The sequence below is a fragment of the Undibacterium sp. JH2W genome (assembly GCF_049340425.1).
Classification (GTDB): domain Bacteria; phylum Pseudomonadota; class Gammaproteobacteria; order Burkholderiales; family Burkholderiaceae_D; genus Undibacterium.
Genome location: NZ_JBMPOT010000002.1, coordinates 340878 through 366273 on the forward strand (window position 1 = coordinate 340878; position 25396 = coordinate 366273).

Below are 25396 nucleotides of genomic sequence, written 5' to 3' on the forward strand. Positions count from 1 at the left end.
TATTTGCTCAATTATTTACTTAATTATTTAATTACTCAGGAGAGAAAATGCGCTTTACATCCCAATCCAAAACCCTGGCAATCTTGATTTCCAGCGTAGTCCTGATGACTGCCTGTGCTTCCAAAGTTCCTCTGGAAGAAAAGAAAGTTGAAGACAAGCCAGTTTCAACAACAAACAATACGCAAACTGACACCAATGCAGTCAAGCAAGTCACTGCAAACGTTGACCCATTGACGCAAGGTGCACTGGCTAAGCGTAGCGTGTATTTTGATTATGACAGCTATGCTGTGAAAGAAGAATTCAAGCCTGTGGTTGATGCGCATGCCAAATTCCTGGTGGCGAACAAAAACCGCAACATCCTGATTCAAGGTAATACTGATGAACGCGGTGGCCGTGAATACAATCTGGCATTGGGCCAAAAACGTGCAGAAGCCGTACGTAAATCCCTGAGTTTGCTGGGCGTATCTGAAGCACAAATTGAAGCCGTTTCTTTGGGCAAGGAAAAACCAAAGGCAACCGGTAGCGACGAAGCTTCCTGGGCAGAAAATCGTCGTTCCGACATTCTGTACAAGTAATCTCGTGTCTGAAAGCCTCATTTGAGGCTTTCTTTGCATTTGGCGCTGCATCTTTGATGTTGAAGATGCAGTGCGTATCCATTTTTTCAGATTGCCATGAAACTCAATTCCCTACGCACTACCTTCCTCGCAGCAGCACTGTCCTGCGCATTTCTGCCCTCGGTGGCATCTGCCGGCATTTTTGATGATGATGAGGCTCGCAAAGCCATTCTGGATTTGCGAGCAAAAGTGGATGCTGTGAATGCCAAGCTGGACTCCAGGCTGGAAACCAAGGCAGATAAAAGTACCGCTTTGTCGCTGGCAAATGAGAATGAAGCATTGCACGCTGAAATCGCCAAACTGCGTGGCCAGATCGAGGTAATGACCAACGACCTCGCCAATGCGCAAAAACGCCAGCAGGATTTTTATGTGGACCTCGACAATCGCATTCGCAAGATGGAGCCCAAGCGCATGACTGTGGATGGGCAGGAAGCTACTGTGGATGTCAGTGAGCAGCGCACTTATGATGCCGCCATGGCCTTATTCAAGGCAGGTGACTACAAGGCGGCAACGCCAGCTTTCTCCAGCTTTCTGATGAATTATCCGCAATCAGCATTTGCCGGGTCGGCGCAATACTGGTTGGGTTTTGCTTACTTTGCTCAGCGTGATTTCCGCAATACCATTTTGAACATGCAGCAGGTTGTGAAGAACTACCCCGATCATCCCAAGGCACCTGATGCCCTGTTGAATATCGCTTCCTGCCATATAGAGTTGAAAGAAAAGCCTGCCGCCAAAAAGGTGCTGGAAAGCGTGATTGCAAAGTATCCTGATACCGAAGCAGCCCAGGCAGCCAAGAACCGCCTGGCAGCCTTGAAATAGGGTCATATCCCTTAATCTGGTAGTGACGTTGACAGCGACCCCGAAACCACCTATAATCTTGGTCTTCGGGTCGTTAGCTCAGCTGGTAGAGCAGCGGACTTTTAATCCGTTGGTCGCAGGTTCGAATCCCGCACGGCCTACCACGAATACCAAAGACTTAGGTCGCTTTACTAAGTCTTTAAATTTTTATAGCAGTTTGTAGCAGTTTTGGGTCGTTAGCTCAGCTGGTAGAGCAGCGGACTTTTAATCCGTTGGTCGCAGGTTCGAATCCCGCACGGCCTACCAAAACAAAGGACTCAGGTGTCATGCCTGAGTCCTTTTTTGTTTTTCACTTTGGCTGATGGCATACTCTGATGTGCTGAAGCGCCAGCATAAAGAGCTGGCGTCTCTCCAGTCGTTTGTCTTAATATCGGTTGCAGGACTATCGTGTCCCCATACTCTCTGTGAGCGTCATACCATGAAAAAGAAAGCTGGCAAGGTCAATAAGCAGGCCATACAAAAGACACAAGAGACACAAGAGACGCAAGAGAAGCATGAGATACGTCCAGGACAGTCAGTGGAACTGCTCAAGGAGCTGCATATACTGACGCGCGACGGCAAGATGAACCAGGATAGCCGCCGCAAGCTCAAGCAGGTTTATCATCTGTATCAATTCATAGAGCCGCTATTGCTGAAATTACAGCAAGATCATGCGAATATCAGCCTGGTGGATCATGGTGCAGGTAAGTCTTATCTGGGTTTTATCTTGTATGACTTGTTCTTCAAGTCAGAACAGGCGCAAAGCAAGGCCAGGATTTATGGCATAGAGACGCGTGACGAACTGGTGCAGCGCTCCACCGAACTGGCGCAGCGACTGGATTTTCCTGGCATGTCTTTTTTGAACTTGTCTGTTGCCGATTCCATTACTTCATCGGCCTTGCCAGAAACAATCGATATCGTCACTGCCTTGCATGCCTGTGATACTGCTACTGATGATGCAATCCAGTTCGCCCTCAAGAAAAAAGCCCAGTTCATGGTGCTGGTACCTTGCTGCCAGGCGGAAGTGGCGGCAGAACTGCGCAAGACCAAGGGCGATGCGGTCAAGGATAACCCTTTGTCAGAAATGTGGCGTCATCCCATCCATACACGTGAATTCGGTAGCCAGATCACCAATGTACTGCGTTGTTTGCAACTGGAAGCGCACGGTTATCAGGTCAGGGTCACAGAACTGGTAGGATGGGAGCATTCCATGAAAAACGAATTGATCGTGGCCGAATACAAGGGCTTGCCCGCCAAAAGACCGGCAGAGCGCCTGGCCGAAGTCTTGAAAACGACAGGGCTGGAAGCCATGCAGAGAAGATTTTTTGTACAGTCTTGAGCCATTTTGTGGTGTGCAGACCACCGTGACTTGTCAAGGTCACTGTATGGTCATAAAGAATGATTAATATCATTTATGCTTATTCTGTATTTACCTGCTTTTTCTGCACGTTTGTTGATCGCCATACCCATACACAGTAAAGGATAGAAAACATGCTGGCCGCCGTTGACCTGGGTTCCAACAGTTTTCGCATGCACATTGCCCGGCATGAAGGCGATGTCATCAAAGTCATCAAAAGCGCACGCGACCCCATACGCCTTGCAGCGGGCCTCGATAAAAATGGCAACCTGACACCAGAGGCCATGGAAAAAGCGATCAACTGCCTGGCGCGGTTTCGTGAAATCCTGAATGCCTACCCGATAGAAAGCCTGCGCGTAGTCGCGACCAATACCATACGCATCGCCAAAAATGCTGCGCAATTATTGCCGCTGGCCGAGGCGGCCATAGGTTGTCCCATAGAAGTAATCTCCGGCGAAGAAGAGGGGCGTCTGATCTACATGGGCGTGTCAAATGCCGTGGCTATACCAGAGGAGCGTCGTCTGGTGCTGGATATTGGTGGCGGCTCTACCGAGGTGATACTTGGTCACGGCCATGCAATCGTTAAAGTGGAATCTTTTAGCATAGGCACGGTCAAGCACAGTGCCAGCTTTTTTCCTGACGGGCGTTTGACGGATGCTGCATTTGAGGCTGCCATCCTGTCAGCCCGTTCCATGTTTGAAGATGCAGCTCCACCTTATCAACCCCAGCACTGGCGCAAGGCCTATGGTTCTTCAGGCACGATGCGGGCGATTTCCGATGCCATTAGTAAAGGTGGACTCGGTGACGGCAGTTTGACCCTGAAGAGTCTGAATGCACTCAAACAATATTGTGTGCAATGCGGGCAAATAAATCAACTGGAGTTAAGTGGCATCAAGCCTGAGCGTGTCGCCATGGTAGTCGGTGGGCTGGCCATACTCATAGGTTTGATGATGGAATTTAATATCAGTGTCTTGCTACCCATAGAAGCCGGTTTGCGCATGGGTGTGATGTGGGACCTGTATTTGCGCGCCACCAAGCGTGACCGTCGCGAAGTGGCAGTGCAAACTTTTGCCAGTTTATTCCGTACTGATATGTCGCGGGCAAACCGGGTTGCAGATATGGTGAAATCCCTGTACCTGCAATTGAAACCTGCTGGCGATACCTATGTGCGCTTATTGCAATGGAGTGCAATCTTGCATGAAGTCGGTATGGCTATCTCGCATACTGGGTATCACAAGCACGGCGCCTACATGATAGAAAATGCCGATATGGCAGGCTTTACTGCGCGCGAGCAAAGGGTGATGAGTAAGCTTATCCTCAGCCAGAAAGGTAACCTGCGTAAAGTGGGCGATGGCCTGGCTGACCAGGATTTTGCCAAGGCAGTACTGGCCCTGCGCCTGGCTGTCATGCTTATGCACTCGCGAGCAGAAATTGACTTTGAAGATGTGCGCCTGAAAATGAAAGGCCGGGTCGAGCTGGAAATGAAGCGTGACTGGGTCAGTGTACATCCCACCGTAGCTTATTGGTTGCAAAAAGAAATTGAATGCTGGCGCGAGATAGGGATGGATTTTCTCGTCAGGGCAAATGTGTAATTTCCACTGGATCATGCATGCAGCTCCTTGTCCTGTGCTTTGCCTGGACACGGGCTAGAGATCAATTAAATGCGATTAAATGCAATCAGCCACCATGATGGAGCGGAATACCCGTCCTAAAAGTTTGCCTGATTTATCATAGGCTGTAAATAACACCGTACCGCCAAATTTGTTTGGCTTACCTCCTGCCATGTCATAGAAGTCAACCTTGCTGACTTCTTTTAGTGGAAATGAAATAATAGTCCGTTCCCCCAGGTGCTGGTCGCTTTGCAGTTTGTGGATATGGATAAGTGCAACTTCAGCCTCGTTGAATTTGCCATAGGCAGCTGAATAGGGATCAGTTGCATAATCAAGATTCCTGGACACAAGATATTCCTTCATCCTGAAGTCTTGGTTGGCTGCTTTGCCATCAATTTCCCCTGCCAGTCTTCCATCAGCCAATTTGTCGATTTGTATTTCAAATTGATGTTTGCCATTGCCAAAATCGGGGAAGCTGGCACGACATTTCAACACTTCTTCCGCGCCTGCAAAGCCAGCGAGCAGGCTGCCTGTAACAAGAAAAATATACCTGAACGTGTTCATCATGCTTTCACTCCTCATCATTCCGGGGTTTGTTGGAATGTCAGGTTCAGGATGACACAGTCTACCTGTGATGCCACGTGCTGCCTGCAAAGTATTGAATATCAATACTGGGGTAATAAGCAGGCGATGCCTGACAAGGCTGAACGGCAATTCTTAAATACGTCAAAAATAAATCAAAAGCTTTATTGAATTTAATTGTATGTAACGATCGTTTCATGTAACATATGTTTCATGACTAGACGAGATGAACTGCGCGACAACGCGCTTGACTATTTTTTGGCTAATGGCCTGGCTGAGCTGTCATTGCGACCACTGGCAGAGCAAATTGGAACCAGTGCGCGGCTATTAATCTACCACTTCGAATCCAAGGAAAAACTGATCACGGTGGTGATGGACGAGGCACGCTCTCGTGTGCAGCAATCAGTGATCAAAATGATGCATGCCACTCAAGGTGAAGCGAGCATGGAGTTGTTCTGGAGCTGGATTACCGACAACGACAATATTCGCTATGTGCGCTTGTTGTTTGAGGTTCAAGTACTGGCGCTGCAAAATCCCGCAGTCTATGCACAATTTTTATCCGATACCAGTTCCAGCTGGCTGGAGGTACTTGAGCATGGCTTACCTGAATCAGCCGAGCGCCGTACCATCGCAACCTTATGTAGTGCCGTGATCGATGGCCTGGTGCTGGAATATATGAGTACGGGCGATCTGGATCGCACTACCGCTGCATTGAAATTCTTCGTCAGGTTGTTAAGTCAAGGCAATGAAAAATTCAAAGCATAAGGATCATGCATCCCGTGTTTTGTGGAAGTAAAAACCTGAAGATAGTGGCGAGGTGAAATGGCAGGAGCCCATTGTCTTTCTTCGTCCGGTTTGCATCACATCAGTAAATTCTTCTGATGTCTTATCACACATGGTATCCACCAAATATAAGGATATGCCCAGCATGAACCAACTCTATAACAACTCAGCAAGTGCGACCGGAACGATAGAAAATCCAAAGAAATTATTGGCCTCACCAAGGCATACCTTGACTTTGTTTGGCATCGTCATGATTTTGCTGGTGGCTGGGGTGTTGAATGTTTCAAACAAGCCTGCTGTTAGCCAGACGCCTGATCCATCTCAAATGCTCAAGACGAATTTGATCATGATCGCCATACTTTGGTACTGGGCATTTTTTATTTATAAAGGCATGCAGGGCTATGGCCGTTCAGTGCTGGAATTTTTTGAATTCAAGTCCTTTATGCCGAATAAATTAATCGCTGATTGTGCCTATGCCGTACTGGCGCTTGTACTGATTTTTGCATGTTCATATGGTGTGCATCACCTCTTGCCTGATCATGTTTCACCATCCAGTAATCCTATACTTTCTTCCAGGCCGACGGGCTTGTTCGGAATCACTGCCTGGATATGTTTATCCATCAGTGCCGGTATATGTGAAGAGATCGTGTTTCGGGGTTATCTCCAGCGTCAGCTTGCTTTAATGACGGGAAATGTCGGCGTCGCCATTTTGCTCCAGGCTATCCTGTTCGGTATTGGGCATGCCTATGAGGGGCTCAGCTCAGTAATCGCCATCATGTTGCACGGTCTGTTCCTGGGTATACTCGCTCATTGGCGTGGCAATATCCGTGCAGGTATTATTGAGCACGCGGGCTGGGATATTCTTGCCGGATTCGGGCTCTTAAATGAAAATTGGTAAAAACGCTGTATTGCTGCACCTATAAGTCATGCTGTACTCAGGATGTGCAGATAACATAAAAAAAGACAGGTTTGAACCTGTCTTTTTTATGAGGTGAAGTTATCTGGAAGCTATCAGAAATCAAATTGTGCCGACACTTTATAAGTGCGCGGTGCGCCCGGGAATAAATAACCACCCAGGGATTGCGTCACGTCACGCCAGTAAAATTTGTCCAGCGCATTGTCGATATTAAAGCGCAGGGTAGTGGCTGTCGTACCGATCTGCGTCGCATAGCGCGCACCCAGATTGACGACATGGTAGCCAGGCACAGTTACACTATTATCCGGACTGAATGCCTTGCTGCTGGCATATTGCCAGCTTGCGTTGACATTCAAACCTTTGACTTCCGCTACCGCATAATCGGCATAGACAGTAGATTTGAAGCGCGGCACGTTCATGACGCGCTTGTCGTCCAGGCTGCTGATTCCCGTGTTTTGTTGTTTGGCATCAAGGGCTGTCAGGCTGGCACCGAGGTTCAACTGTGGCGTGAGTTTGCCTTGAGCAGACAGTTCCAGTCCTGTGTGCAGTGCTTCACCATTGCTGACATAGGTATTGCTGTTATTGGTATATTCCAGCGGTTTTTTGATGCGGAAGATGGCGGCAGACAGGCTCAGGTCACGCTGCACATCTGCTTTCACACCAAATTCAATTTGCGTGGATTTGCCAGGGTTCAGCATCTGGCTGGCATTGCTGGTGCCGAAAGGAGCGATACCGCCGTGTTCCAACCCCTGGGCAAAGCTGCCGTAGACAGAAATTTGCTGGGTTGGTTTAAATACCAGGGCTGCCGTGGACAGGAATTTGCTTTGGTCATAGCCAGGATTATCAAACTGAGTACGTGAGATATTCAAATGACGCAGGCCCAGATGCAGTTTCAGATTATCTTGCAGGCTGATAATGTCTTGCACAAAGGCTGACCATTCCTTATCAGTACGACGCAGAAAGACTGGACCAGTTTTATTTGCTGATGGCATCACGCTGACAGGGCGGAACAAATTACTGCTGCCTGCATAGTCATAGACATAGTCACCAAAATAATCCTTGCGTTGGGAATGGCTGATGCCAACAGCCAGTTCATGCTGCATGCCACCAGCGTTGAATTTGCCATTCAGCAGGGCTTGTGTGCCCCACAGTGATTTGGATTCATTCACGCTTTGGTAGTCATACACATCATAGTCACCATTCGCGCAATAACCAGGATACAGATTGGCCGCACCACAGCCATAAGGGAAGGCAGTGTAATCATCGCGCTTGAACTCATGTTTGTTGGCGGCGACACTGGCGCGCCAGTCAGCATTGATCTGATATTCAAAACGCAGGCCCAGGTTGCTGTTGCGGGTATCGACGGGTTTGGCCCAGGGCTGGGCATTGAGCATCAGGTCAGCAGGGACGCCACGTGGCAAATCCGTGCCATTGAATAATTGAAAGCCAGGTACTGATAATTGTGATTTGTGCTGGTAGTCGGCATCGATTTGCAGCAGTGCTTGTGGCGTGATATGCCAGTCGAAAGCGGCGGAGACGAATTGACGATTGCCATCCGCACCTTTGACATAAGAACGCAGGCGTTCACCTGCTGCATTGATGCGAAAGCCAAATTGCTTGTCACTGGAATTGTCACTGATATCGGCGGCACCATAGACTGTGCCGCGCTCGCTGATTTCAAATGTGGCAGAGCGAACTGCGTAGCTGGTGGGGCGCTTGGTCACATAGTTGATGATACCGCCTGGCGTGGCAAAGCCAGCCTGGAAGCCTGCGATACCCTTGAGGATTTCTATGCGTTCCTTGTTTTCCAAGGGGATGGAGGCATCCCCTGGTATGGCAAAACCATCTTTGCGGTAGCTGCTGGCATTGTCGAGGGCAAAGCCGCGTATGGAGAATTGCTCGGCATAACCAATGGCGTTGTAGGCATCGTTGACACTGGCATCAAACTTCATGGCATCTGTGGTCTGGCGTATCCGCAAGTCCTGCATCTGTGCTGCACTGAAAGTGTTCACCGAGTAAGGCGCATCTACCAGTGCGGTGTCAATAAAACCCGTAACCTTGCTGCGCTCGACCTTGGATTCGGTCACTTTGCTACCTGTAATGGTGACTTCTGGCAGTGCCTTGTCATTGGCAGTGTTGCTTTGCGCATGGGCAGATGACAGCAAGAGACAAGCTTGGGCAATGGAAAAGGCGATGATGCTGGGACGTATGGTGATATTAGACATGGTTTGCTCTTATTGCGTTGTGGATGACAGCGCGGGAGCAAACAAAGAAGCAAGAACGACCGGGACTTTGCGCTTCCCTTCGCTGGCATTATCCAGATCAGGTAGAAGGGACTCTCTCACCCGGAAATTATAATTCCCAGGACCCCTAGCGTAGGCCACACTTTACCATGAAACGGCATGTCAAGGCTGGCGCGGCATGCTGGCCCGCAATGAGGGCTTTTATTTCATTGAAGAAAAAACCAGGTTTTCTCATGGTTTTTATGATTAGGGCTTGTATAATTAATAAATTGTACACGTATCTACTTGATCATTTTCTGCATTATCACTCAATTCACTGATTGGACTCCTATGCTTATGTCTAAATTTCACCCTTGGGTTTTAGTTTTTTGCCTGTTCAATGGCGCATCTGCATATGCGCAACAAGCTGCACCGGCAGCAGAATATTCCCTCAAGCATGAGAGCTTGGAGACTGGTTCTCATATCCCGCGAAATGCAGTGGCAAATGTCAGCGTAGCGATCAATAAGCCTTATGCCGAGTTGAGCAACGGGGAGAAGGCCATAGTTCGTTCACTGTATGAGCATCTGGATGCAACTGATGAGCCACCTTATCCATTGAAGGGGACAAAAGACATACTGAGGGTGATCATGAAAGCCCAGGATGTACTTCACCTGAAAGGGGATTTAACGGTCGTTGTTGAGGTCAATGCAGATGGAACGCCGAACGCCGTTGGCGTGTTGACATCTCCAGATGAGCGTATGACAAAGATAGCGGCAATGGCCTTGATGGAAGAGCGCTATAAACCAGCTCTGTGCAAGGGTGTTGCATGCAAAATGCAATTTCCAGTGCGAGTCACATTAAGCACCAGTCATTAAATGACGGCTTTGCTATACCTGAAGGGCAGCTCGATTTTTAGGGCAGCCCTTCAAATCAGGCTGATGGATTTGCCTTGCTTTCGGATGATCTGAAGTTATTCCAAAGACCCTCGCAGGAATACACAATGAGTGCAGTCCATATAGCGATAAAGCCTGTCAATTTGTTGGAATCGAAAGGTTCATGATAAAGCCATACGCCTAGCAGTAATTGCACCAGGGGCGAGATGTATTGCAGTAATCCCAGTGTCGTCATGGGAATGCGCCTGGCCCCTGCGGCAAATAGTAACAAGGGGATGGCGGTAATTGGGCCACTAATGAGTAGTAGCATCTTGATATCCACGCTGCTGGCGATAAAGCTGTTTTGTCCTTGAAAAGTCATCCAGCATAACCAGCCAAAGGCAAATGGAAAGAGCAGGGCAGTTTCCAGCGACAAGCCTTCTAGCGCGCCCAATGCAGAGGTCTTGCGCAGCAAGCCGTAGGTGCCAAATGTCATTGCCAGTACCAGACCTATCCAGGGCAGATGGCCGGTTTGCATGGTCAACCAGGCAACACCCGTTGCCGCCAGTGCCACCGACAACCATTGGCCGGGGCGCAGCTTTTCGCGCAGCCAGACTGAACCGATGAGAATATTGACCAGAGGTGTGATGAAATAGCCCAGGCTGGCATCAACAATGTGACCATGATTGACTGCCCAGATATACACAAACCAGTTGGCTGACAAGAGCAGGGCGCTCAGGGCAAAACCGGCAATCAGTTTCGGTTGTTGTGCTGCACCTTTCACCCATGTCCATTGCTTGCGCCAGGTCAAAACACCTAGTAGAAATAACAGTGACCACAGCATGCGGTTGAGTAAAATTTCCAGTGCCGGGACATCGTACAAGGTTTTGAAATAGATGGGAAACAGGCCCCAGAGAAAATAAGCAGAGCCTGCAAACAAGATACCTTGGCGCATGAGTAGCAATCAACAATAAAGCTTGCAGCAGCAAGCAAGGCTACCATTATCGCTTGAAAAGAAATTGTTTGCTGTCAGCGTCTATTTGTTTCTTGCTGCGGCCAGGTGTTTGCACAAAGCTTCGGTACCATCGAGTATGCGTGGTCCGGCGCGATTGAGCCAATCGCCTTTGACGGCATAAAAATTGTTTTTCTTTACTGCTGTCAGGACAGGGTATTGCTTCCAGTCCGTCATGCTGTCGATATTTTCGCCACTGCTGAATATGACGTCCGGATTGGCAGCCAGCACTGCTTCATTGGTGATAGTGGAGCTCAGGTCTTTGAGTTGGCCGAATACATTTTTGCCACCACACAGGCGTATGGAGTCGGACACCATATGCGTATCATTGATGGTCATCAGTGGCCTGCGTATCATTTGATAAAACACGCTGACCGGTGTTGCTGAACCGGGCAATTGATAAGTCTTGCGCAGACTGTCGAGACGCTGCCTGAACTTTTGTGCATTGGCTTTGCCTGCATTGTCAGTGCCAGCCAATGTCGCCAACCTCTCTATCGAGGTAGCCACCATTTCAAAATTATGCGGTTCACTTTCAAAGACAGTGATGTGGTTGCTGCGCAATTTATTGGCCAGGATTTTTGCATTGCCGGTGCCCCAGACGATGACCAGGTCAGGTTTGAGGGCAAGCAGACGTTCCAGATCCAGGGCAAAAATATTCCCTATGGACGGCAGTTTTTTTGCTGCTTCCGGGTAGTCGCTGTAATCAGTGACGGCAATGATATTGTTGGCAGCACCAGCCTCAAACAGCAACTCCGTAATATGCGGCGCCAAACTGACGATGCGCTGCACAGGTTTATCTACAGTGACCTGGCGTTGCGCATCATCGAGCACGGTGATGGATGCAAACGCAGCGGTGGATGCAAGGCAGGCTGCCACCGCAGTGCTGCTGGCGACCAATTTGACTGTGGATTGCAGTGCTTGTGGCAAGCGCATCAGATTTCCAGATTATCGATCAGACGCGTGCCGCCCAGTTTAGCAGCAGCCACAACAACCAGCGGGGATTGTTGAGCAATGTCACCTGCAGATGGTGGTTGCAGGTCGCAGCGTTTGCGTATCGAGATGTAATCCGGTTTCCAGTTGCGTGCAGCCAGTTTTGCCATGGCTTGACGTTCAAGTTCAAACATATCCAGATGACCACCGCGCACTTCTGCTGCGACTTCATTCAAGACTTTATACAAGGCAGGTGCTTCGGCACGCTCTTCTGGCGACAGATACATATTACGAGAAGACAGGGCCAGGCCATCTTCTGCGCGGAAAGTTTCTGCGGCGATGATTTCAGTCGGCAACGCAAATTGCTTGCTCATATTGCGTACTATCATGAGCTGCTGATAATCTTTTTTACCGAACACTGCAACGCGTGGCTGCACGCAAGAAAACAGTTTTAATACGACTGTGGTGACACCAGTAAAGAACCCGGGGCGGAATTCACCTTCAAGAATATTGCCCAGGTCATCTGGTGGGCGCACGCGGTATTCTTGCGGTTCTGGATATAAGTCTTTTTCAGTAGGGGCAAACAAGACATACACGCCTTCTTTTTCCAGCTTCTCTACGTCAGCCTGGAAAGTGCGTGGATATTTATCGAAATCTTCATTCGGGCCAAACTGCAGGCGATTCACGAAAATCGAGGCGACAACCGGGTCACCATGCTTTTTTGCCAGTCGCATCAGGGATAAATGCCCTTCATGCAAATTGCCCATGGTAGGCACAAATGCAGTACGCAATTGTCCACTCAGTTGGTCGCGCAATTCTTCAATGGAGGAAATGATTTTCATGTTACGGCTCTATAGTGAGGAGTAGTTTTATTCAATGCGATCAGGCAGCTGAATAGGCCAGGCGCACATAGATAGGTGCGAAGGCTTCAGCCTGGGTGATTTCTATCAGGGTTTCTTTGGCCAGCTCAAGCAAGGCAACAAAATTTACGACCAGCACTGGCGCACCGCGGCTGATGTCAAACAGGTCGGAGAATTCTACAAATTTGGAAGACTGCAACTTGCGTAAAATACCGGTCATGTGTGCGCGCACCGAGAGTTCTTCGCGGCTGATTTTGTGGTGAGCCACCAGCGTGGCGCGTTTCAGTACATCGGCCCAGGCAGATTGCAGGTCGGCGATATCGACATGTGGCCAATGCAGTACCGTGTTTTGTTCTACAAAGACCTGGGCATGCAAGAAGTCGCGACCCAGTTGCGGCACTGCATTCAAGTCGTAGGCGGCCAGCTTCATTTGCTCGTATTCCAGCAGGCGACGCACCAGCTCTGCGCGTGGGTCATCGGCTTCTTCGCTGTCTTTGTTTTTATTCGACGGCAGCAGCATGCGCGACTTGATTTCTATCAGCATGGCCGCCATCAGCAAATATTCAGCTGCCAGTTCCAGATTGTGTTTGCGTATCTGCTCGACATACTGCAAATATTGCAGCGTGACTTGCGCCATCGGGATGTCGAGGATATTGAAGTTCTGCTTGCGTATCAGATAAAGCAGCAAGTCCAGCGGGCCTTCAAATGCTTCCAGGAATACTTCCAGCGCATCAGGCGGGATATACAGATCATTTGGCAGCTTGAACAAAGGCTCGCCATATAGTTTGGCAAACGCCAAACCATCGACCACATCAGGTGTGCTGTCGACTGTGCCAACCAGAGGTAAATCGCTTGGCGTTAAAGCAGTTGTGGTAGTCACAAGCTTTTCGGATTATTGCAATATGGCAGGGTATCAAGCGGGCTTAATCAGCCCTTGTTTTGATACACATAAGCTTGCTGATTGATACGTGATTCCTCAGTGCGCTTTTGCGTATCCAGATCGATCGCTTGCTTGTCCCACAGCAGGGCACGGCCATCGCGCTGGCTTTGCTCCAGCGCAGGATTGGCTTTTTTCAAGTCTTTGATGAAGTTGGTTGCTTCGGATTCGTACAGCGAGAATTGCTTGGAGAATTTCATAATTTGAAATAAACACAAAAAGTCGGATGAAGCCGCATTTTACTCTGCTTTTGACCTGACTATGGTGTTTTGCCCCTTGAGTAAAGATTCAATTGCGCCAATAAAATCAAAGATCTTTGACTTCCAGCCACTTTTTGACATGTTTGGGGCGATACTCAGCAAATTTCTGTAATAGTTGAGCCGGATCTGTTTCTATATAGAGTAAATCCAGATGGGCGGGGCGCAAGAAACCTTGCTCCACCGTATGCAACAGGAAATCATGCAATTTTTGGTAAAAATGATTGGTATTGTATAAACCGATTGGTTTTTCATGAAACCCCAGTTGTGACCAGGTCAAGACTTCAAACAATTCTTCCAATGTTCCTATGCCACCTGGCATGGCGATAAATGCGTCGGACAAGTCGGCCATCATGGCCTTGCGTTCATGCATGTTGGCAACAATGTGCAGTTTGCTCAGGCCGGTATGACCAACTTCCTTATCCATCAAGGCTTGTGGTATTACCCCAGTGACATGCCCACCCAGACGCAGGACTTCGTCCGCGATAATACCCATCAAGCCTACATTGCCACCGCCATACACCAGTCCCAGGTCTTGCCCAACCAGTTCGGCTGCCAATTGGCGAGCGGCAATGGCATAGTCTTCCGTGATGCCGGGCGAGGAGCCGCAATAAACGCAAATCTTCTTCATGTAGGATTCATTTTACGCAAATAGTCTTGCGACAGTTTCTCGAAGACATTCTTGGTTTCACCACGCAGGTAAGGGCTGATCAGGACGATGACTTGATAGCAGCCGCGCGCCAGCGACTCGGACATGGTTTGCAATTCTGTATATTTGCGAGGGTTGCGCACATATTCATAGGACAACCAGTAAGTCGCCACTACCACCATATTGGTGGCGAGGGCATCAATATCGATATCGCTGGCTTCAAACTCACCGTCGGCACGCAGGCCGGTGCAAAGTCCGGTCGCCACCTTGATCTTGTGCGTCAATATCTCTTTGAAATTGAGTTCCAGCTTGCGATTCCTGGAGAGCAGGTCATTCAGGTCGCGATAGAAAAAACGGTAGCGCCAGACCAGTTCAAAAGTCAGGTGCAGATAAGTCCAGATATCCTGAATATTGGCTTTACGTCCTTCAGGGAAGGCTAATTTCTTATTAATCTCCGCCTCAAACTGCACAAAGATGGAATTGACGATATCGTCTTTATTGCGAAAGTGATAATAAAGATTGCCGGGGGAAATATTCATTTCCTCCGCGATCACAGTCGTGGTGATATTCGGTTCACCGAACTCATTGAAAAGGCGCAGGGATAGCTCTAATATGCGTTCCCTGGTGCGACGAGGAGCTTTGTGTTGCATGTCATTCTTCTCGATAAATTATTTCATAAGAATAACATTGAAAGCCCAACATCAAAAGAGTATCAGGCTTCGGACTGTGCTTTCAGCTCATTTTCTGAGGGAATATGGATCAATCTGGTCTTGGCCAGCCTGTCATGCAGGAACTGACCATCTTTGCTCAGCCGTGCTGTATAAGCCCAGGCCAGCATGCCGACCAGAACTACGCCTGCCATTTTCCATTCTTTCAGGTTTAATTGGTAAACCAGTCCCATGGCGGGTAAAAACCACATCCAGGCCAGACAATAACGGACTATGGCTTTGACAACAGGTAATTTGCCGCCGTCCAGATCCGTTGCTTTGATGCGCCAGGTTTGCATGGCCAGGGTTTGACCACTGCGACTCCAGCAAAACACGAAATAAGCACCGATCACCAGGAATAGCCAAAATTGGCGGGCATGGCGCAACGCTAAAGCATGGCGACTCTGAGTGATAACATCAAATAAAAAGTCGGAGACAAAAACAATACCAAACAAGAGCATGGCCTCATAGACCATGCAAATGAGGCGGCGGCGTATAGCTGGTGCAGTCAGATCAGAATTCACAGGATTACTTGCCTGGTCCTTGGGACGCAGGGTTACTCGCTGTTGTTGAATCGGCCACGCTGGATGCGGGTGCAGCGTTGCCTGCGGGAGAGGCGGTAGCTGTCGAGGCAGGTGCGGCAGTGACGACAGCAGCGGGAGTAACTACCTTAACAGCAGGCAGAGCTGGACTCGTAGCAAGCTTGGGGCCAACTTTGATGGGCGCCAGGATCTTTGGATTCTTGACGGAGTCAGATGATAAATTTGTCACGCTTTTCTTTTTTTGATTCTCATCAGCCAGACGTTTTTTTTCTTCTTCGCTTAACTGTTGGTATTGTTGCCACTGTGCAGATTTATGCTCAGGCTTGAGTTGTGTTGATTTTGCGTAATTTTCACGGGCGGCCATGCGTTGCTCTGGCGTCAATTTCACCCAGTCACGCATGCGCTCTTGCAATCTGGCCTGCTCATCCGGTTTCATCGCTGCATAGCGATTGGCAATTTCCAGCCATTTTTTCTTACCCAGTTCGGACATTTTGTCCCATTCCGGGCTGAGTGGTGCCAAAGCCTGTTTCTGCACAGGGCTAAGTTCAGTCCACAAGGGTTTGCTCAGCGTGCTGCCACCCAGTAAGCCAGTAGCTGGCTTGCCAGTGCTTTGTGCCATGGACGCAGGAACAGAAATACCGCCAGCCAAAGCCAGCGGTATTGCAAGAGAAATAATAACAAAACAAATAGATTTCGGTATTAAAGCTAACCTCACTACTACTCCTCAGTTTTGTTCAAATAAGCACTGAACCCGGTGTCAACATAAGCAGCTGGCGGCAATTCATCAACCAGAACGGCGGTATCAATATCTGCCAGTTCATTGATGTTTTGCTGTTGTTCGTATTCGTAAATACCCAGCAAGCCAACAACCAAAACCAGTAAAGGCAATGCCAGGCCCAGTTTACCCATCCACGAGCCTGGGCCCTGGAAAGAAAAGCCAGAATTGCCAGCAAATGCGCCCTTTAATACTTGTACAGTTACAGGTGCTTCTTGTTTCTTGCGTGTCAAAGCCAGTTTGCGCGCCTGAGCCAGCCTGTCCAAGGTGGGGGTAGGCAGGCTTTCCGCTGACTCATTCAGCGCTCTTCTTACCTTGTAAGCAAATTCAAGGTCTTTCGCTTCTTTTGAATAGTTCATAGGTGAATTCCTTTAGCCTTGAGCGTGACAGCTAATGCGTGTGTTGCCCGGGAACAGTGTGTTTTGACGCTACCCTCGGAACAACCCATTGCAGCGGCGGTTTCCGCTACATCCATGTCTTCCCAATAACGCATGAGAAAGGCTTCCCGTTGACGTGCTGGAAGCTTTTTTATTTCTTCGTCAATTATATTGAGAACTTGCTCACGTTCTATCTTGTCGGCGCTGGATTCTGATGCTTCCGTACCATCTTCTGCGGCATAACTTTCCAATAAGTCAAAATTATCATCATCTTGATTATTGGATGGTGTAATGCTGGAAAATAAGCTGACCCAAGTGTTTCTGACCTTTTCGCGGCGAAAAAAATCCAGAATGGTATTTTGTAATATACGCTGAAACAGCATGGGCAATTCTGCCGCTGGCTTGTCACCATATTTTTCGGCGAGCTTAATCATTGCTTCCTGGACGATGTCCAGAGCAGATTCTTCATTTCTTACGGTATAGACAGCATGTTTAAAGGCGCGACGCTCTACACCTTCCAAAAAGCTGGATAATTCTTTGTCTGTGGCCATTGTTGGCAGTTACGCGCTTTACGTTGTTTATAGCAGGTTCAGCCCCTTTTTTTAACTTTTCGAAGGATCTGACCATGCAAAATTGCGCACATGCTAGCAAAAATACGTGCTTATGTCCTGAATTTTGTGATTTCTTGTCATTCACTAACATTTTAAAGCTAAATAAGTTTCTTTTCTTATAGAATTTTCCTTGACCAAATTGCTGCGACGCAGTACTGTTTGAGTCCGCTCCAAAATCTCGGAGCACAAAATACTTGCCTGGAACGGCTCACAATGCTGTCGCCGACAAGTTCGCTTTAAGAAGCTGTTTGTTCTGACCCATGCCACAAGCGTGAGAAGTCTGTCCTTGTAAAAGCCTTAATACTGATTGAACGAGTGCACTAAGCCTTGCCTGGCACCATATCCAACGGATGTGTAAAGGGGAATGTGACCGCACGTAAAGGGATCTCAGCTTTCCGGTATTTACATGTCGATTTCGCCAGGAAAGAACATCCGATCAATCTCCTATGGACCTTGAAAGGACACAATTTATGAGTTCAGAATTTACAGGCGCAGAGATACTTGTCAAGTGTCTTGCCGAAGAGGGTGTTGAGCATGTATTCGGATATCCGGGTGGTGCCGTACTCTATATCTATGATGCAATCTTCAATCAGGACAAGTTTCAACACATCCTGGTGCGTCACGAGCAGGCTGCAGTTCATGCTGCTGATGCTTATTCCCGTTCCTCCAATAAAGTAGGCGTGGCTCTGGTCACTTCCGGACCTGGTGTTACCAATGCGGTAACCGGGCTGGCAACTGCTTATATGGATTCGATTCCCATGGTGATCATTTCAGGTCAGGTGCCCAGTGCCGTTATCGGCCAGGATGCTTTCCAGGAATGTGACACCGTTGGTATTACCCGTCCCTGCGTAAAGCATAATTTTTTGGTGAAAGACGTCAGGGACCTGGCCGAGACCGTCAAAAAAGCATTCTATATTGCAACGACAGGTCGTCCGGGCCCGGTGCTGGTGGATATCCCCAAGGATATCAGCATGCACAAAACTACCTATAGCTACCCTAAAGAAGTCGAAATGCGCTCTTACAAGCCAGTCGATAAAGGGCATGCAGGTCAAATTCGCAAGGCTGTGCAACTGCTGTTGCAGGCTGAACGTCCCATGATTTATACCGGTGGCGGCGTGATACTCGCGCATGCTGCGCCGGAGCTGAACAAGTTGGTCGATCTGCTCGGTTTTCCATGTACCAATACCCTGATGGGTCTGGGTGCCTACCGTGCCAGCGATGAAAAATTCGTCGGCATGCCAGGCATGCATGGTACTTACGAAGCCAATATGGCCATGCAGCACTGTGATGTGCTGATCGCCATTGGTGCTCGTTTTGATGACCGTGTGATCGGCAATCCTAAGCATTTCTCTTCGCATCCACGCAAGATCATTCATATTGATATTGATCCTTCGTCGATTTCCAAGCGCGTCAAGGTTGATATTCCTATCGTGGGTAATGTCAAAGACGTCTTGCAGGAAATGCTGTCACAACTGAGTGCAGTTGAGACACGTCCTGATCCCAAGGCGCTGGCTACCTGGTGGAAGCAGGTCAATGAATGGCGTGGCCGTGAATGCCTGAAATACCCGACTTCAAATGAAGTCATCAAACCGCAGTCCGTGGTTGAAAAAGTCTGGGAAGTCACCAAGGGCGATGCCTTTGTGACCTCGGACGTAGGTCAGCATCAGATGTGGGCTGCGCAATACTACCGCTTTGATAAACCACGTCGCTGGATCAATTCTGGTGGTCTGGGTACTATGGGCGTAGGTTTGCCATATGCCATGGGTGTGCAGATGGCTAACCCGGATGCGACGGTGGCCTGTATCACTGGGGAAGCCTCGATACAGATGTGTATACAGGAGCTGGCAACCTGCAAGCAATATCACCTGACACCAAAAATCATCTTGTTGAACAACCGTTTCCTTGGCATGGTCAGGCAGTGGCAGCAGATTGATTATGGTTCACGCTATTCTGAGTCTTACATGGACTCTTTGCCTGACTTCACCAAGCTGGTGGAAGCCTATGGTCACGTCGGCATGAAGATAGAAAACCCGGCAGACGTCGATGGCGCAGTGCGTGAAGCCTTTGCCATGAAAGACAGGCTGGTATTCATGAACTTCATTACTGATCAAACTGAGAATGTCTGGCCTATGGTCAAAGCAGGCAAGGGCTTGACTGAAATGTTGCTTGGTTCGGAGGATCTGTAATGAGACATATTATTTCCATCCTTCTTGAGAATGAAGCCGGTGCCTTGTCCCGTGTGGTTGGTCTGTTTTCTGCGCGCGGCTATAACATTGAAACCCTGACGGTTGCACCGACTGAAGACCCGACTCTGTCGCGTATGACGATCGTGACCTCTGGTTCTGACGACATCATCGAACAGATCACCAAACATTTGAACCGCCTGATTGAGGTAGTCAAGGTGGTTGATCTGACTGAGGGCGCGCACATAGAACGCGAACTGATGCTGATCAAGGTAAGAGCGGTCGGCAAGGAGCGCGAAGAAATGAAGCGCACCGCAGATATTTTCCGTGGCCGCATCATCGACGTCACCGAAAAGACCTACACCATAGAATTGACCGGTAATAAAGGTAAATTGGATGCTTTCATCGATTCAATCGACCGCACGGCAATTCTGGAAACGGTACGTACCGGTGGTTCAGGCATAGGACGCGGCGAACGCATCCTCAAGGTTTAAAAAATAGTTTCAGGCATACGCCATCCCCTACAAAAATACTTAATTATTAGGATACAAAATGAAAGTTTTCTACGACAAAGATTGTGATCTCTCTCTGATCAAAGGCAAAAACGTTGCTATCATCGGCTACGGTTCTCAAGGTCATGCACACGCACAGAACTTGAATGATTCCGGCTGTAAAGTGACTGTCGCCCTGCGTAAAGGCGGCGCTTCATGGGACAAGGCAAAAAATGCCGGTCTGAATGTGGCTGAAGTGAACGACGCAGTCAAAGTTGCTGACGTCATCATGATCTTGCTGCCAGATGAAAACATCGCCCAGGTGTATGCTGAAAACGTTGCGCCTCACGCCAAACAAGGCGCAGTGCTGGCATTTGCCCACGGCTTCAACGTTCACTACGGTCAAGTTGTGCCACGCGCCGATCTTGACGTCATCATGATCGCCCCTAAAGCACCAGGCCATACTGTACGTGGTACTTATAGCCAAGGCGGCGGTGTGCCTCACCTGATCGCTGTGTATCAGGATAAATCCGGTTCCGCCCGTGACATCGCCTTGTCTTACGCGATGGCGAACGGCGGTGGCCGTGCTGGCATCATCGAAACCAACTTCCGTGAAGAAACAGAGACTGATTTGTTCGGTGAGCAAGCGGTTCTGTGCGGTGGCGCGGTTGAACTGATCAAGGCTGGTTTCGAAACCCTGGTTGAAGCTGGTTATGCACCAGAAATGGCTTACTTCGAATGCCTGCATGAATTGAAGCTCATCGTTGACCTGATCTATGAAGGCGGTATCGCCAACATGAATTACTCGATCTCCAACAATGCAGAATACGGCGAATATGTGACTGGCCCTAAAGTCGTTACAGAAGACACTAAAAACGCCATGCGTCAATGCTTGAAAGATATTCAGACTGGTGAATACGCGAAGAGCTTCATCCTGGAAAACAAAGCCGGCGCACCGACTTTGATCTCCCGCCGCCGTTTGACTTCCGAGCATCAAATCGAAGAAGTGGGTGCGAAATTGCGTGCCATGATGCCTTGGATCTCCAAAAACAAACTGGTTGATCAAAGCAAGAACTAATTGCTGAGATCGCCGGGCATCATCCAGCGTGCGCTCATAGGCGCACGCAGCTCAAAGACTAAAAATCGCCCGCAGGGCGATTTTCTTTACGTCTTTAAGTGCACTTGGATTGCTAAAAACAAACTGGTTGATCAATCAAAGAACTAATCTTTAAGATCGCCGGGCATCATCTAGTGTGCGCTCGCAGGCGCACGCAGCTCGAAGGCTAAAAGCCGTCCACGTGGGCGGCTTTTGGTTTTTGTAGATTGCTACTTAATGTTGCAACTGCCTGAAGTTTTCCTTGCTCGCAATATAGATGGATTAGAATCTTGAAAAGAAGATGAAATCAGGTGATGCCCATGGATCAGCAAACGGAAACCGCGTTTCCGCCTCACGGCCAATTCAAGATTTATCTTGAGGGCCGGATTTTGGTGACAGAAGTGTCAGGCCCCTGGAATGTTGAGTTGGTACGTCAGTGGGGTGCCGCAGTACGCCCTTATTCCTTGCAATTAATGCATGGCGGCCCTTGGGCAGGGCTGGCTATTATCAAGAAGTCCATGCTCAGCACGCCTGAAGGCATGGAAGAGCTTGGGCGTATTACCGCGAATGGAGTAACTACTTTTGCTTGTATCGCCAATGTTGTAGTTGCCACTCCGGATGTTGCTGGGCGTGGTGTTGTTGAGTCTGCGTTTAAACGTATTTATGAGGGTGTTTGCGCATATGCCTTCTTTGATGAAGCGGATGAGGCCAGGCAATGGTTGCATGAATTACTGGGTAAGCAAACTGGGATGAATTAGAAAGCTGCTTTGCTTACGGCATTAACATTGTTTTCATCAAAGATAATCGGCGTTATACTTCGCCCACTTTTCATATCTTACTCATGTAATTTGGGTAATTTTTTATAGATCACGAATGGCACCTACACAAAGACGTAAGCCCAAAGGTAGTTTTAAGCTCTTTCCTAAGGGTTTGCGTAAAAATACGCAGGCAAGTGCGCAAGCAGATGGTCTGCATGTGCCAGTCAAGCCGCGACGTGGCATTTATCTTTTGCCTAATGCCTTTACAACCGCAGCCTTGTTCTGTGGTTTTTATGCCATCGTCATGGCAATGAACCAGCGTTTTGACCAGTCTGCCCTGGCAATATTTGTCGCCATGGTATTGGACGGCCTGGATGGTCGGGTGGCGCGCATGACCAATACGCAGAGTGAATTTGGGGCGCAATACGATAGCTTGTCAGACATGATCTCCTTCGGTGCGGCTCCGGCACTAGTGGCTTATGAGTGGTCGCTGAAGGGTATGAACAAGCTCGGCTGGCTGGCTGCTTTTGTGTATTGTGCCGGGGCCGCTTTGCGCCTGGCGCGTTTCAATACCAATATAGGCGTGGTCGACAAACGTTATTTCCAGGGGTTGCCCAGTCCCGCTGCGGCAGCATTGGTTGCTGGCTTTATATTGTTGATGGAAGACTTGCATTTCCCTGGACGCGACCTGAGCTGGAGTACCTGGAGCATTACCTTGTTCGCTGGTCTGACGATGGTGACCAATGTGCCTTTCTATAGTTTCAAAGATGTGAATCTGCGTCGTTCAGTGCCATTCATTGCACCTTTCCTTATCGTGCTGGCTTATGTTGCCGTGGTCAGTGATCCACCCAAGGTCTTGTTTGGTTTGTTTGTCCTGTATGGCTTGTCTGGCTATGCCGTCCTGCTGTGGCGTTGGCGCAAGGGCAGGCCGGTCAGTATCGTGCAGACCAGCGTTGATGATCATCACCATGATGATAAATAAGCTCGCATCAAAACTCGTAATTCCGGATTAAATTCGGTGTTTTTCAAGAAAAGTCGCAATACGAAAAATGTATCGCGGCTTTTTTGCTTTTCTGCCTCATAAAAATAGGATTTTCCTGCTATAAATTCTTGCACTTTTCTGCCTTTGCGCTTATAGTCTTTTGCATGAATTCTATATCCACATCAATAGCAAAAAACACTATGGCAGGTCTGTCTGGTCTGCTATCGCTATTGTTGGCATCTCTACTAGCGTTCACGCGCTAAATCCCCCTATACCCACAATTTGAGTAGTCTCGCCACCCATGTGCGTCTTGCAAGGGTAGGCCGGAGAATATTCACAGTTTGCAGTTTTTACACCTACGACATTTCAAACTTTAATTTATATCAGGAGCAATAGCATGGCCGACAAACTCATCATATTCGACACAACCTTGCGTGATGGCGAGCAATCCCCTGGTGCATCCATGACCAAGGATGAAAAAATCCGTATTGCCAAGCAACTGGAAAGAATGAAGGTTGATGTGATTGAGGCCGGTTTTGCTGCAGCCTCGCCGGGCGACTTTGAGTCCATCAAGGCGATTGCTTCCATCATCAAGGATTCGACGATTTGCTCTTTGTCGCGTGCCAATGACCGCGATATTGCCCGTGCCGCAGAAGCCTTGCAGGCTGCGCAGCGCAAGCGTATTCATACTTTCATCGCAACTTCTCCCTTGCATATGGAAAAGAAATTGCGCATGACGCCGGATCAGGTATTGGAGCAAGCCATACAAGCCGTGCGCTATGCCCGCAACTTTACAGATGATGTGGAGTTCAGTCCTGAAGATGGTAGCCGTTCGGATATGGATTTCTTGTGCCGCGTGCTGGAAGCAGTCATTAAAGAAGGTGCAACGACGATTAACTTTGCTGACACCGTTGGCTATGCCGTGCCTGAGCTGTACGGCAATATGCTGAAGTCCTTGCGTGAACGCATTCCCAATTCGGACAAGGCAGTCTGGTCCGTGCATTGCCATAATGACCTGGGTATGGCAGTTGCCAACTCTCTGGCTGGCGTTATGATAGGTGGTGCACGTCAGATTGAATGCACCATCAATGGCCTGGGTGAGCGCGCAGGTAATACGGCTCTGGAAGAAATCGTCATGGCGGTGCGTACACGTAAAGATTATTTCGATTTACAACTGGGTATAGATATCAGCCAGATTGTCCCTGCATCCAAGCTGGTGTCGCAAATCACTGGTTTTGCCGTGCAACCGAATAAAGCCGTTGTCGGCGCGAATGCTTTCGCCCATGCATCCGGTATCCATCAGGATGGTATTTTGAAAGCGCGTGATACTTACGAAATCATGCGTGCCGAAGACGTAGGCTGGAGCGCGAATAAACTGGTGCTTGGCAAATTGTCTGGTCGCAATGCCTTTAAGCAGCGTTTGGAAGAGTTGGGTATCGCACTGGAATCAGAAACTGAAGTCAATGCCGCTTTTGCTCGCTTCAAGGAATTGGCAGACAGGAAGTCTGAAATATTTGACGAAGATATTCTGGCCCTGGTTTCTGACGAAGAATATGCGCATAACAATGATGCCTTCCATTATGTGTCCTTGTCTCAGCGTTCAGAAACGGGTGAACTGCCCTATGCCAAAGTCGTATTTACTTCTGAAGGCAAAGAAGTGACATGCGAAGGTAATGGCAATGGCCCGGTTGATGCCATCGTGAATGCCATCGACTCCAAGGTGCAGAGCGGGGCAGAGTTGCTGTTGTTCTCGGTGAATGCGATTACCACTGGTACGCAGTCGCAGGGTGAGGTGACTATGCGTCTGTCCAAGGCTGGCCGCATCGTCAACGGCGTTGGTGCTGATCCGGATATCGTCGTTGCTTCGGCGAAAGCTTATTTGTCTGCATTGAATAAATTGCAATCAAAAACCGAGAAGCTGAATCCACAGATTTAAGCCCGGATTTGATTCTGGCTAAAAACGGTGTTATAGTCACGCGTTCTGTCATTCCGGCGGAATTGTTATGTCACGATAATGATGGTTTGTATAGTTAATATGACTATTGTTATCGCATGTTAAGGAAAATCATGTCTATCGAAAAAAATGCAAAAGCCGCTATCGTAGCGGACAATGCCCGTGGTCAAAACGACACAGGCTCTCCTGAAGTGCAAGTTGCTCTGTTGACTGCACGCATCAATGACCTGAATGGTCACTTCAAAGCACACTCTAAAGATCACCACTCACGTCGTGGTTTGATCATGATGGTTAACCGTCGTAAGAGTCTGTTGTCTTACCTGAAAGGTAAAGACTTGAATCGCTATCGCTCACTGATCGAAAAACTCGGCTTGCGTAAGTAATTCTTGCTGAATTTAGCAAAAGATTTGTAGCAAAAAGCCTGCGTCAGTTCACTGTCGCAGGCTTTTTGTCCATCTAGAGTTTTGGTTTTACCCAGTTT

Annotated in this window: 27 protein-coding genes, 2 tRNA genes and 1 riboswitch; of the genes, 16 read left to right on the forward strand and 13 right to left on the reverse strand. The window is 48.7% G+C overall.

The annotated features are described in order from the left end of the window. Positions 1 to 47: 47 nt before the first annotated feature. From pal to ACO0LC_RS03875, 6 genes are all read left to right on the forward strand, one after another. Positions 48 to 575, forward strand: coding sequence for a peptidoglycan-associated lipoprotein Pal (pal, locus tag ACO0LC_RS03850; protein ID WP_423000798.1), 528 nt, complete (start codon positions 48 to 50; stop codon positions 573 to 575). A gap of 96 nt (positions 576 to 671) precedes the next feature. Beyond that, a complete protein-coding gene (ybgF, locus tag ACO0LC_RS03855) occupies positions 672 to 1433 on the forward strand; it encodes a tol-pal system protein YbgF (protein ID WP_423000800.1) in 762 nt (253 codons plus the stop codon). 67 nt (positions 1434 to 1500) lie between these two features. Further along, positions 1501 to 1576, forward strand: a tRNA-Lys gene (locus tag ACO0LC_RS03860). A gap of 66 nt (positions 1577 to 1642) precedes the next feature. After that, positions 1643 to 1718: transfer RNA gene (locus ACO0LC_RS03865), tRNA-Lys, on the forward strand. Positions 1719 to 1890: 172 nt separating this feature from the next. Continuing rightward, complete coding sequence (locus tag ACO0LC_RS03870; protein ID WP_423000802.1) at positions 1891 to 2790, forward strand: class I SAM-dependent methyltransferase; 900 nt, start codon at positions 1891 to 1893, stop codon at positions 2788 to 2790. Positions 2791 to 2942: 152 nt separating this feature from the next. Beyond that, complete coding sequence (locus ACO0LC_RS03875) at positions 2943 to 4400, forward strand: Ppx/GppA family phosphatase (RefSeq protein ID WP_423000804.1); 1458 nt, start codon at positions 2943 to 2945, stop codon at positions 4398 to 4400. A gap of 75 nt (positions 4401 to 4475) precedes the next feature. Here ACO0LC_RS03875 and ACO0LC_RS03880 read toward each other — a convergent pair whose 3' ends face one another. After that, positions 4476 to 5072, reverse strand: coding sequence for a hypothetical protein (locus ACO0LC_RS03880; RefSeq protein WP_423000806.1), 597 nt, complete (start codon positions 5070 to 5072; stop codon positions 4476 to 4478). Between the two features lie 141 nt (positions 5073 to 5213). Between ACO0LC_RS03880 and ACO0LC_RS03885 the strand changes: the two genes are divergently transcribed. Both ACO0LC_RS03885 and ACO0LC_RS03890 read left to right on the forward strand, forming a co-directional pair. Next, positions 5214 to 5765 (forward strand): TetR/AcrR family transcriptional regulator, encoded by a 552-nt coding sequence (locus ACO0LC_RS03885; protein WP_423000808.1) that lies wholly within the window; start codon positions 5214 to 5216, stop codon positions 5763 to 5765. Positions 5766 to 5817: 52 nt separating this feature from the next. Next, positions 5818 to 6681 (forward strand): CPBP family intramembrane glutamic endopeptidase, encoded by an 864-nt coding sequence (locus ACO0LC_RS03890; protein ID WP_423000810.1) that lies wholly within the window; start codon positions 5818 to 5820, stop codon positions 6679 to 6681. A gap of 113 nt (positions 6682 to 6794) precedes the next feature. Here the strand turns inward: ACO0LC_RS03890 and ACO0LC_RS03895 are convergent, their stop codons facing one another. Further along, positions 6795 to 8924 carry a TonB-dependent siderophore receptor gene (locus tag ACO0LC_RS03895; protein WP_423000812.1) on the reverse strand — a complete coding sequence of 710 codons (2130 nt, stop codon included), beginning with the start codon at positions 8922 to 8924 and terminating at the stop codon, positions 6795 to 6797. 57 nt (positions 8925 to 8981) lie between these two features. Next, positions 8982 to 9081, reverse strand: a riboswitch (TPP riboswitch). Positions 9082 to 9227: 146 nt separating this feature from the next. Between ACO0LC_RS03895 and ACO0LC_RS03900 the strand changes: the two genes are divergently transcribed. After that, the gene (locus tag ACO0LC_RS03900) at positions 9228 to 9797 is read left to right on the forward strand and encodes an energy transducer TonB (protein WP_423000814.1); all 570 of its coding nucleotides are present in this window, start codon (positions 9228 to 9230) and stop codon (positions 9795 to 9797) included. Positions 9798 to 9852: 55 nt separating this feature from the next. Here ACO0LC_RS03900 and rarD read toward each other — a convergent pair whose 3' ends face one another. The 11 genes from rarD to ACO0LC_RS03955 form a co-directional block, all read right to left on the reverse strand. Continuing rightward, positions 9853 to 10749: an EamA family transporter RarD gene (gene rarD, locus ACO0LC_RS03905; RefSeq protein ID WP_423000816.1), complete on the reverse strand. Its 897-nt coding sequence runs from the start codon at positions 10747 to 10749 to the stop codon at positions 9853 to 9855. An 81-nt stretch (positions 10750 to 10830) separates the two neighbouring features. Continuing rightward, complete coding sequence (locus ACO0LC_RS03910; RefSeq protein WP_423000818.1) at positions 10831 to 11739, reverse strand: cobalamin-binding protein; 909 nt, start codon at positions 11737 to 11739, stop codon at positions 10831 to 10833. Further along, entirely contained in the window at positions 11739 to 12578 is an 840-nt protein-coding gene (gene panC / locus ACO0LC_RS03915; RefSeq protein WP_423000820.1) for a pantoate--beta-alanine ligase, read from the reverse strand. Before panC ends, ACO0LC_RS03910 begins: the two co-directional genes overlap by 1 nt. Before the next feature lie 40 nt (positions 12579 to 12618). After that, positions 12619 to 13476, reverse strand: coding sequence for a segregation and condensation protein A (locus ACO0LC_RS03920; RefSeq protein WP_423000822.1), 858 nt, complete (start codon positions 13474 to 13476; stop codon positions 12619 to 12621). A gap of 47 nt (positions 13477 to 13523) precedes the next feature. After that, entirely contained in the window at positions 13524 to 13733 is a 210-nt protein-coding gene (locus ACO0LC_RS03925; protein WP_423000824.1) for a DUF3460 family protein, read from the reverse strand. A 106-nt stretch (positions 13734 to 13839) separates the two neighbouring features. Then, positions 13840 to 14421: a TIGR00730 family Rossman fold protein gene (locus ACO0LC_RS03930; RefSeq protein ID WP_423000826.1), complete on the reverse strand. Its 582-nt coding sequence runs from the start codon at positions 14419 to 14421 to the stop codon at positions 13840 to 13842. Then, positions 14418 to 15089: a TetR/AcrR family transcriptional regulator gene (locus ACO0LC_RS03935; protein ID WP_423000828.1), complete on the reverse strand. Its 672-nt coding sequence runs from the start codon at positions 15087 to 15089 to the stop codon at positions 14418 to 14420. Before ACO0LC_RS03935 ends, ACO0LC_RS03930 begins: the two co-directional genes overlap by 4 nt. Before the next feature lie 62 nt (positions 15090 to 15151). Further along, complete coding sequence (locus tag ACO0LC_RS03940) at positions 15152 to 15670, reverse strand: RDD family protein (RefSeq protein ID WP_423000830.1); 519 nt, start codon at positions 15668 to 15670, stop codon at positions 15152 to 15154. A gap of 4 nt (positions 15671 to 15674) precedes the next feature. Next, the gene (locus ACO0LC_RS03945) at positions 15675 to 16403 is read right to left on the reverse strand and encodes a DUF3106 domain-containing protein (protein WP_423000832.1); all 729 of its coding nucleotides are present in this window, start codon (positions 16401 to 16403) and stop codon (positions 15675 to 15677) included. A 2-nt stretch (positions 16404 to 16405) separates the two neighbouring features. Beyond that, positions 16406 to 16822, reverse strand: coding sequence for a DUF3619 family protein (locus ACO0LC_RS03950; RefSeq protein ID WP_423000834.1), 417 nt, complete (start codon positions 16820 to 16822; stop codon positions 16406 to 16408). After that, complete coding sequence (locus ACO0LC_RS03955) at positions 16819 to 17391, reverse strand: RNA polymerase sigma factor (RefSeq protein ID WP_423000836.1); 573 nt, start codon at positions 17389 to 17391, stop codon at positions 16819 to 16821. The genes ACO0LC_RS03950 and ACO0LC_RS03955 overlap by 4 nt, the downstream gene beginning before the upstream one ends. 530 nt (positions 17392 to 17921) lie before the next feature. On the opposite strand from ACO0LC_RS03955, the gene ACO0LC_RS03960 reads away from it, so the two are divergent. The 7 genes from ACO0LC_RS03960 to rpsO all read left to right on the forward strand — a co-directional run bounded on the left by ACO0LC_RS03960 (position 17922) and on the right by rpsO (position 25298). Next, positions 17922 to 19637, forward strand: a complete 1716-nt coding sequence (locus tag ACO0LC_RS03960) for an acetolactate synthase 3 catalytic subunit (protein WP_422950397.1) — start codon at positions 17922 to 17924, stop codon at positions 19635 to 19637. After that, entirely contained in the window at positions 19637 to 20128 is a 492-nt protein-coding gene (ilvN, locus tag ACO0LC_RS03965; RefSeq protein ID WP_110253980.1) for an acetolactate synthase small subunit, read from the forward strand. Before ACO0LC_RS03960 ends, ilvN begins: the two co-directional genes overlap by 1 nt. A 58-nt stretch (positions 20129 to 20186) precedes the next feature. Then, complete coding sequence (gene ilvC / locus ACO0LC_RS03970) at positions 20187 to 21203, forward strand: ketol-acid reductoisomerase (RefSeq protein ID WP_423000839.1); 1017 nt, start codon at positions 20187 to 20189, stop codon at positions 21201 to 21203. A 338-nt stretch (positions 21204 to 21541) separates the two neighbouring features. Next, positions 21542 to 21979 carry a hypothetical protein gene (locus tag ACO0LC_RS03975; RefSeq protein WP_423000841.1) on the forward strand — a complete coding sequence of 146 codons (438 nt, stop codon included), beginning with the start codon at positions 21542 to 21544 and terminating at the stop codon, positions 21977 to 21979. A gap of 115 nt (positions 21980 to 22094) precedes the next feature. Next, a complete protein-coding gene (gene pssA / locus ACO0LC_RS03980) occupies positions 22095 to 22961 on the forward strand; it encodes a CDP-diacylglycerol--serine O-phosphatidyltransferase (protein ID WP_423000843.1) in 867 nt (288 codons plus the stop codon). Between the two features lie 397 nt (positions 22962 to 23358). Then, entirely contained in the window at positions 23359 to 24897 is a 1539-nt protein-coding gene (locus ACO0LC_RS03985; RefSeq protein WP_423000845.1) for a 2-isopropylmalate synthase, read from the forward strand. Between the two features lie 131 nt (positions 24898 to 25028). Next, entirely contained in the window at positions 25029 to 25298 is a 270-nt protein-coding gene (gene rpsO / locus ACO0LC_RS03990; protein WP_110253976.1) for a 30S ribosomal protein S15, read from the forward strand. The last annotated feature ends 98 nt before the right edge of the window (positions 25299 to 25396 follow it).

What these genes read in the sequence shown, in the direction of transcription:
- pal (WP_423000798.1), top strand. Translation starts at nt 48, where the DNA reads ATGCGCTTTACATCCCAATCCAAAACCCTGGCAATCTTGATTTCCAGC.
- ybgF (WP_423000800.1), top strand. Translation starts at nt 672, where the DNA reads ATGAAACTCAATTCCCTACGCACTACCTTCCTCGCAGCAGCACTGTCC.
- ACO0LC_RS03870 (WP_423000802.1), top strand. Translation starts at nt 1,891, where the DNA reads ATGAAAAAGAAAGCTGGCAAGGTCAATAAGCAGGCCATACAAAAGACA.
- ACO0LC_RS03875 (WP_423000804.1), top strand. Translation starts at nt 2,943, where the DNA reads ATGCTGGCCGCCGTTGACCTGGGTTCCAACAGTTTTCGCATGCACATT.
- ACO0LC_RS03885 (WP_423000808.1), top strand. Translation starts at nt 5,214, where the DNA reads ATGACTAGACGAGATGAACTGCGCGACAACGCGCTTGACTATTTTTTG.
- ACO0LC_RS03895 (WP_423000812.1), bottom strand. Translation starts at nt 8,924, where the DNA reads ATGTCTAATATCACCATACGTCCCAGCATCATCGCCTTTTCCATTGCC.
- rarD (WP_423000816.1), bottom strand. Translation starts at nt 10,749, where the DNA reads ATGCGCCAAGGTATCTTGTTTGCAGGCTCTGCTTATTTTCTCTGGGGC.
- ACO0LC_RS03910 (WP_423000818.1), bottom strand. Translation starts at nt 11,739, where the DNA reads ATGCGCTTGCCACAAGCACTGCAATCCACAGTCAAATTGGTCGCCAGC.
- panC (WP_423000820.1), bottom strand. Translation starts at nt 12,578, where the DNA reads ATGAAAATCATTTCCTCCATTGAAGAATTGCGCGACCAACTGAGTGGA.
- ACO0LC_RS03925 (WP_423000824.1), bottom strand. Translation starts at nt 13,733, where the DNA reads ATGAAATTCTCCAAGCAATTCTCGCTGTACGAATCCGAAGCAACCAAC.
- ACO0LC_RS03930 (WP_423000826.1), bottom strand. Translation starts at nt 14,421, where the DNA reads ATGAAGAAGATTTGCGTTTATTGCGGCTCCTCGCCCGGCATCACGGAA.
- ACO0LC_RS03935 (WP_423000828.1), bottom strand. Translation starts at nt 15,089, where the DNA reads ATGCAACACAAAGCTCCTCGTCGCACCAGGGAACGCATATTAGAGCTA.
- ACO0LC_RS03950 (WP_423000834.1), bottom strand. Translation starts at nt 16,822, where the DNA reads ATGAACTATTCAAAAGAAGCGAAAGACCTTGAATTTGCTTACAAGGTA.
- ACO0LC_RS03955 (WP_423000836.1), bottom strand. Translation starts at nt 17,391, where the DNA reads ATGGCCACAGACAAAGAATTATCCAGCTTTTTGGAAGGTGTAGAGCGT.
- ACO0LC_RS03960 (WP_422950397.1), top strand. Translation starts at nt 17,922, where the DNA reads ATGAGTTCAGAATTTACAGGCGCAGAGATACTTGTCAAGTGTCTTGCC.
- ilvN (WP_110253980.1), top strand. Translation starts at nt 19,637, where the DNA reads ATGAGACATATTATTTCCATCCTTCTTGAGAATGAAGCCGGTGCCTTG.
- ilvC (WP_423000839.1), top strand. Translation starts at nt 20,187, where the DNA reads ATGAAAGTTTTCTACGACAAAGATTGTGATCTCTCTCTGATCAAAGGC.
- ACO0LC_RS03975 (WP_423000841.1), top strand. Translation starts at nt 21,542, where the DNA reads ATGGATCAGCAAACGGAAACCGCGTTTCCGCCTCACGGCCAATTCAAG.
- pssA (WP_423000843.1), top strand. Translation starts at nt 22,095, where the DNA reads ATGGCACCTACACAAAGACGTAAGCCCAAAGGTAGTTTTAAGCTCTTT.
- ACO0LC_RS03985 (WP_423000845.1), top strand. Translation starts at nt 23,359, where the DNA reads ATGGCCGACAAACTCATCATATTCGACACAACCTTGCGTGATGGCGAG.
- rpsO (WP_110253976.1), top strand. Translation starts at nt 25,029, where the DNA reads ATGTCTATCGAAAAAAATGCAAAAGCCGCTATCGTAGCGGACAATGCC.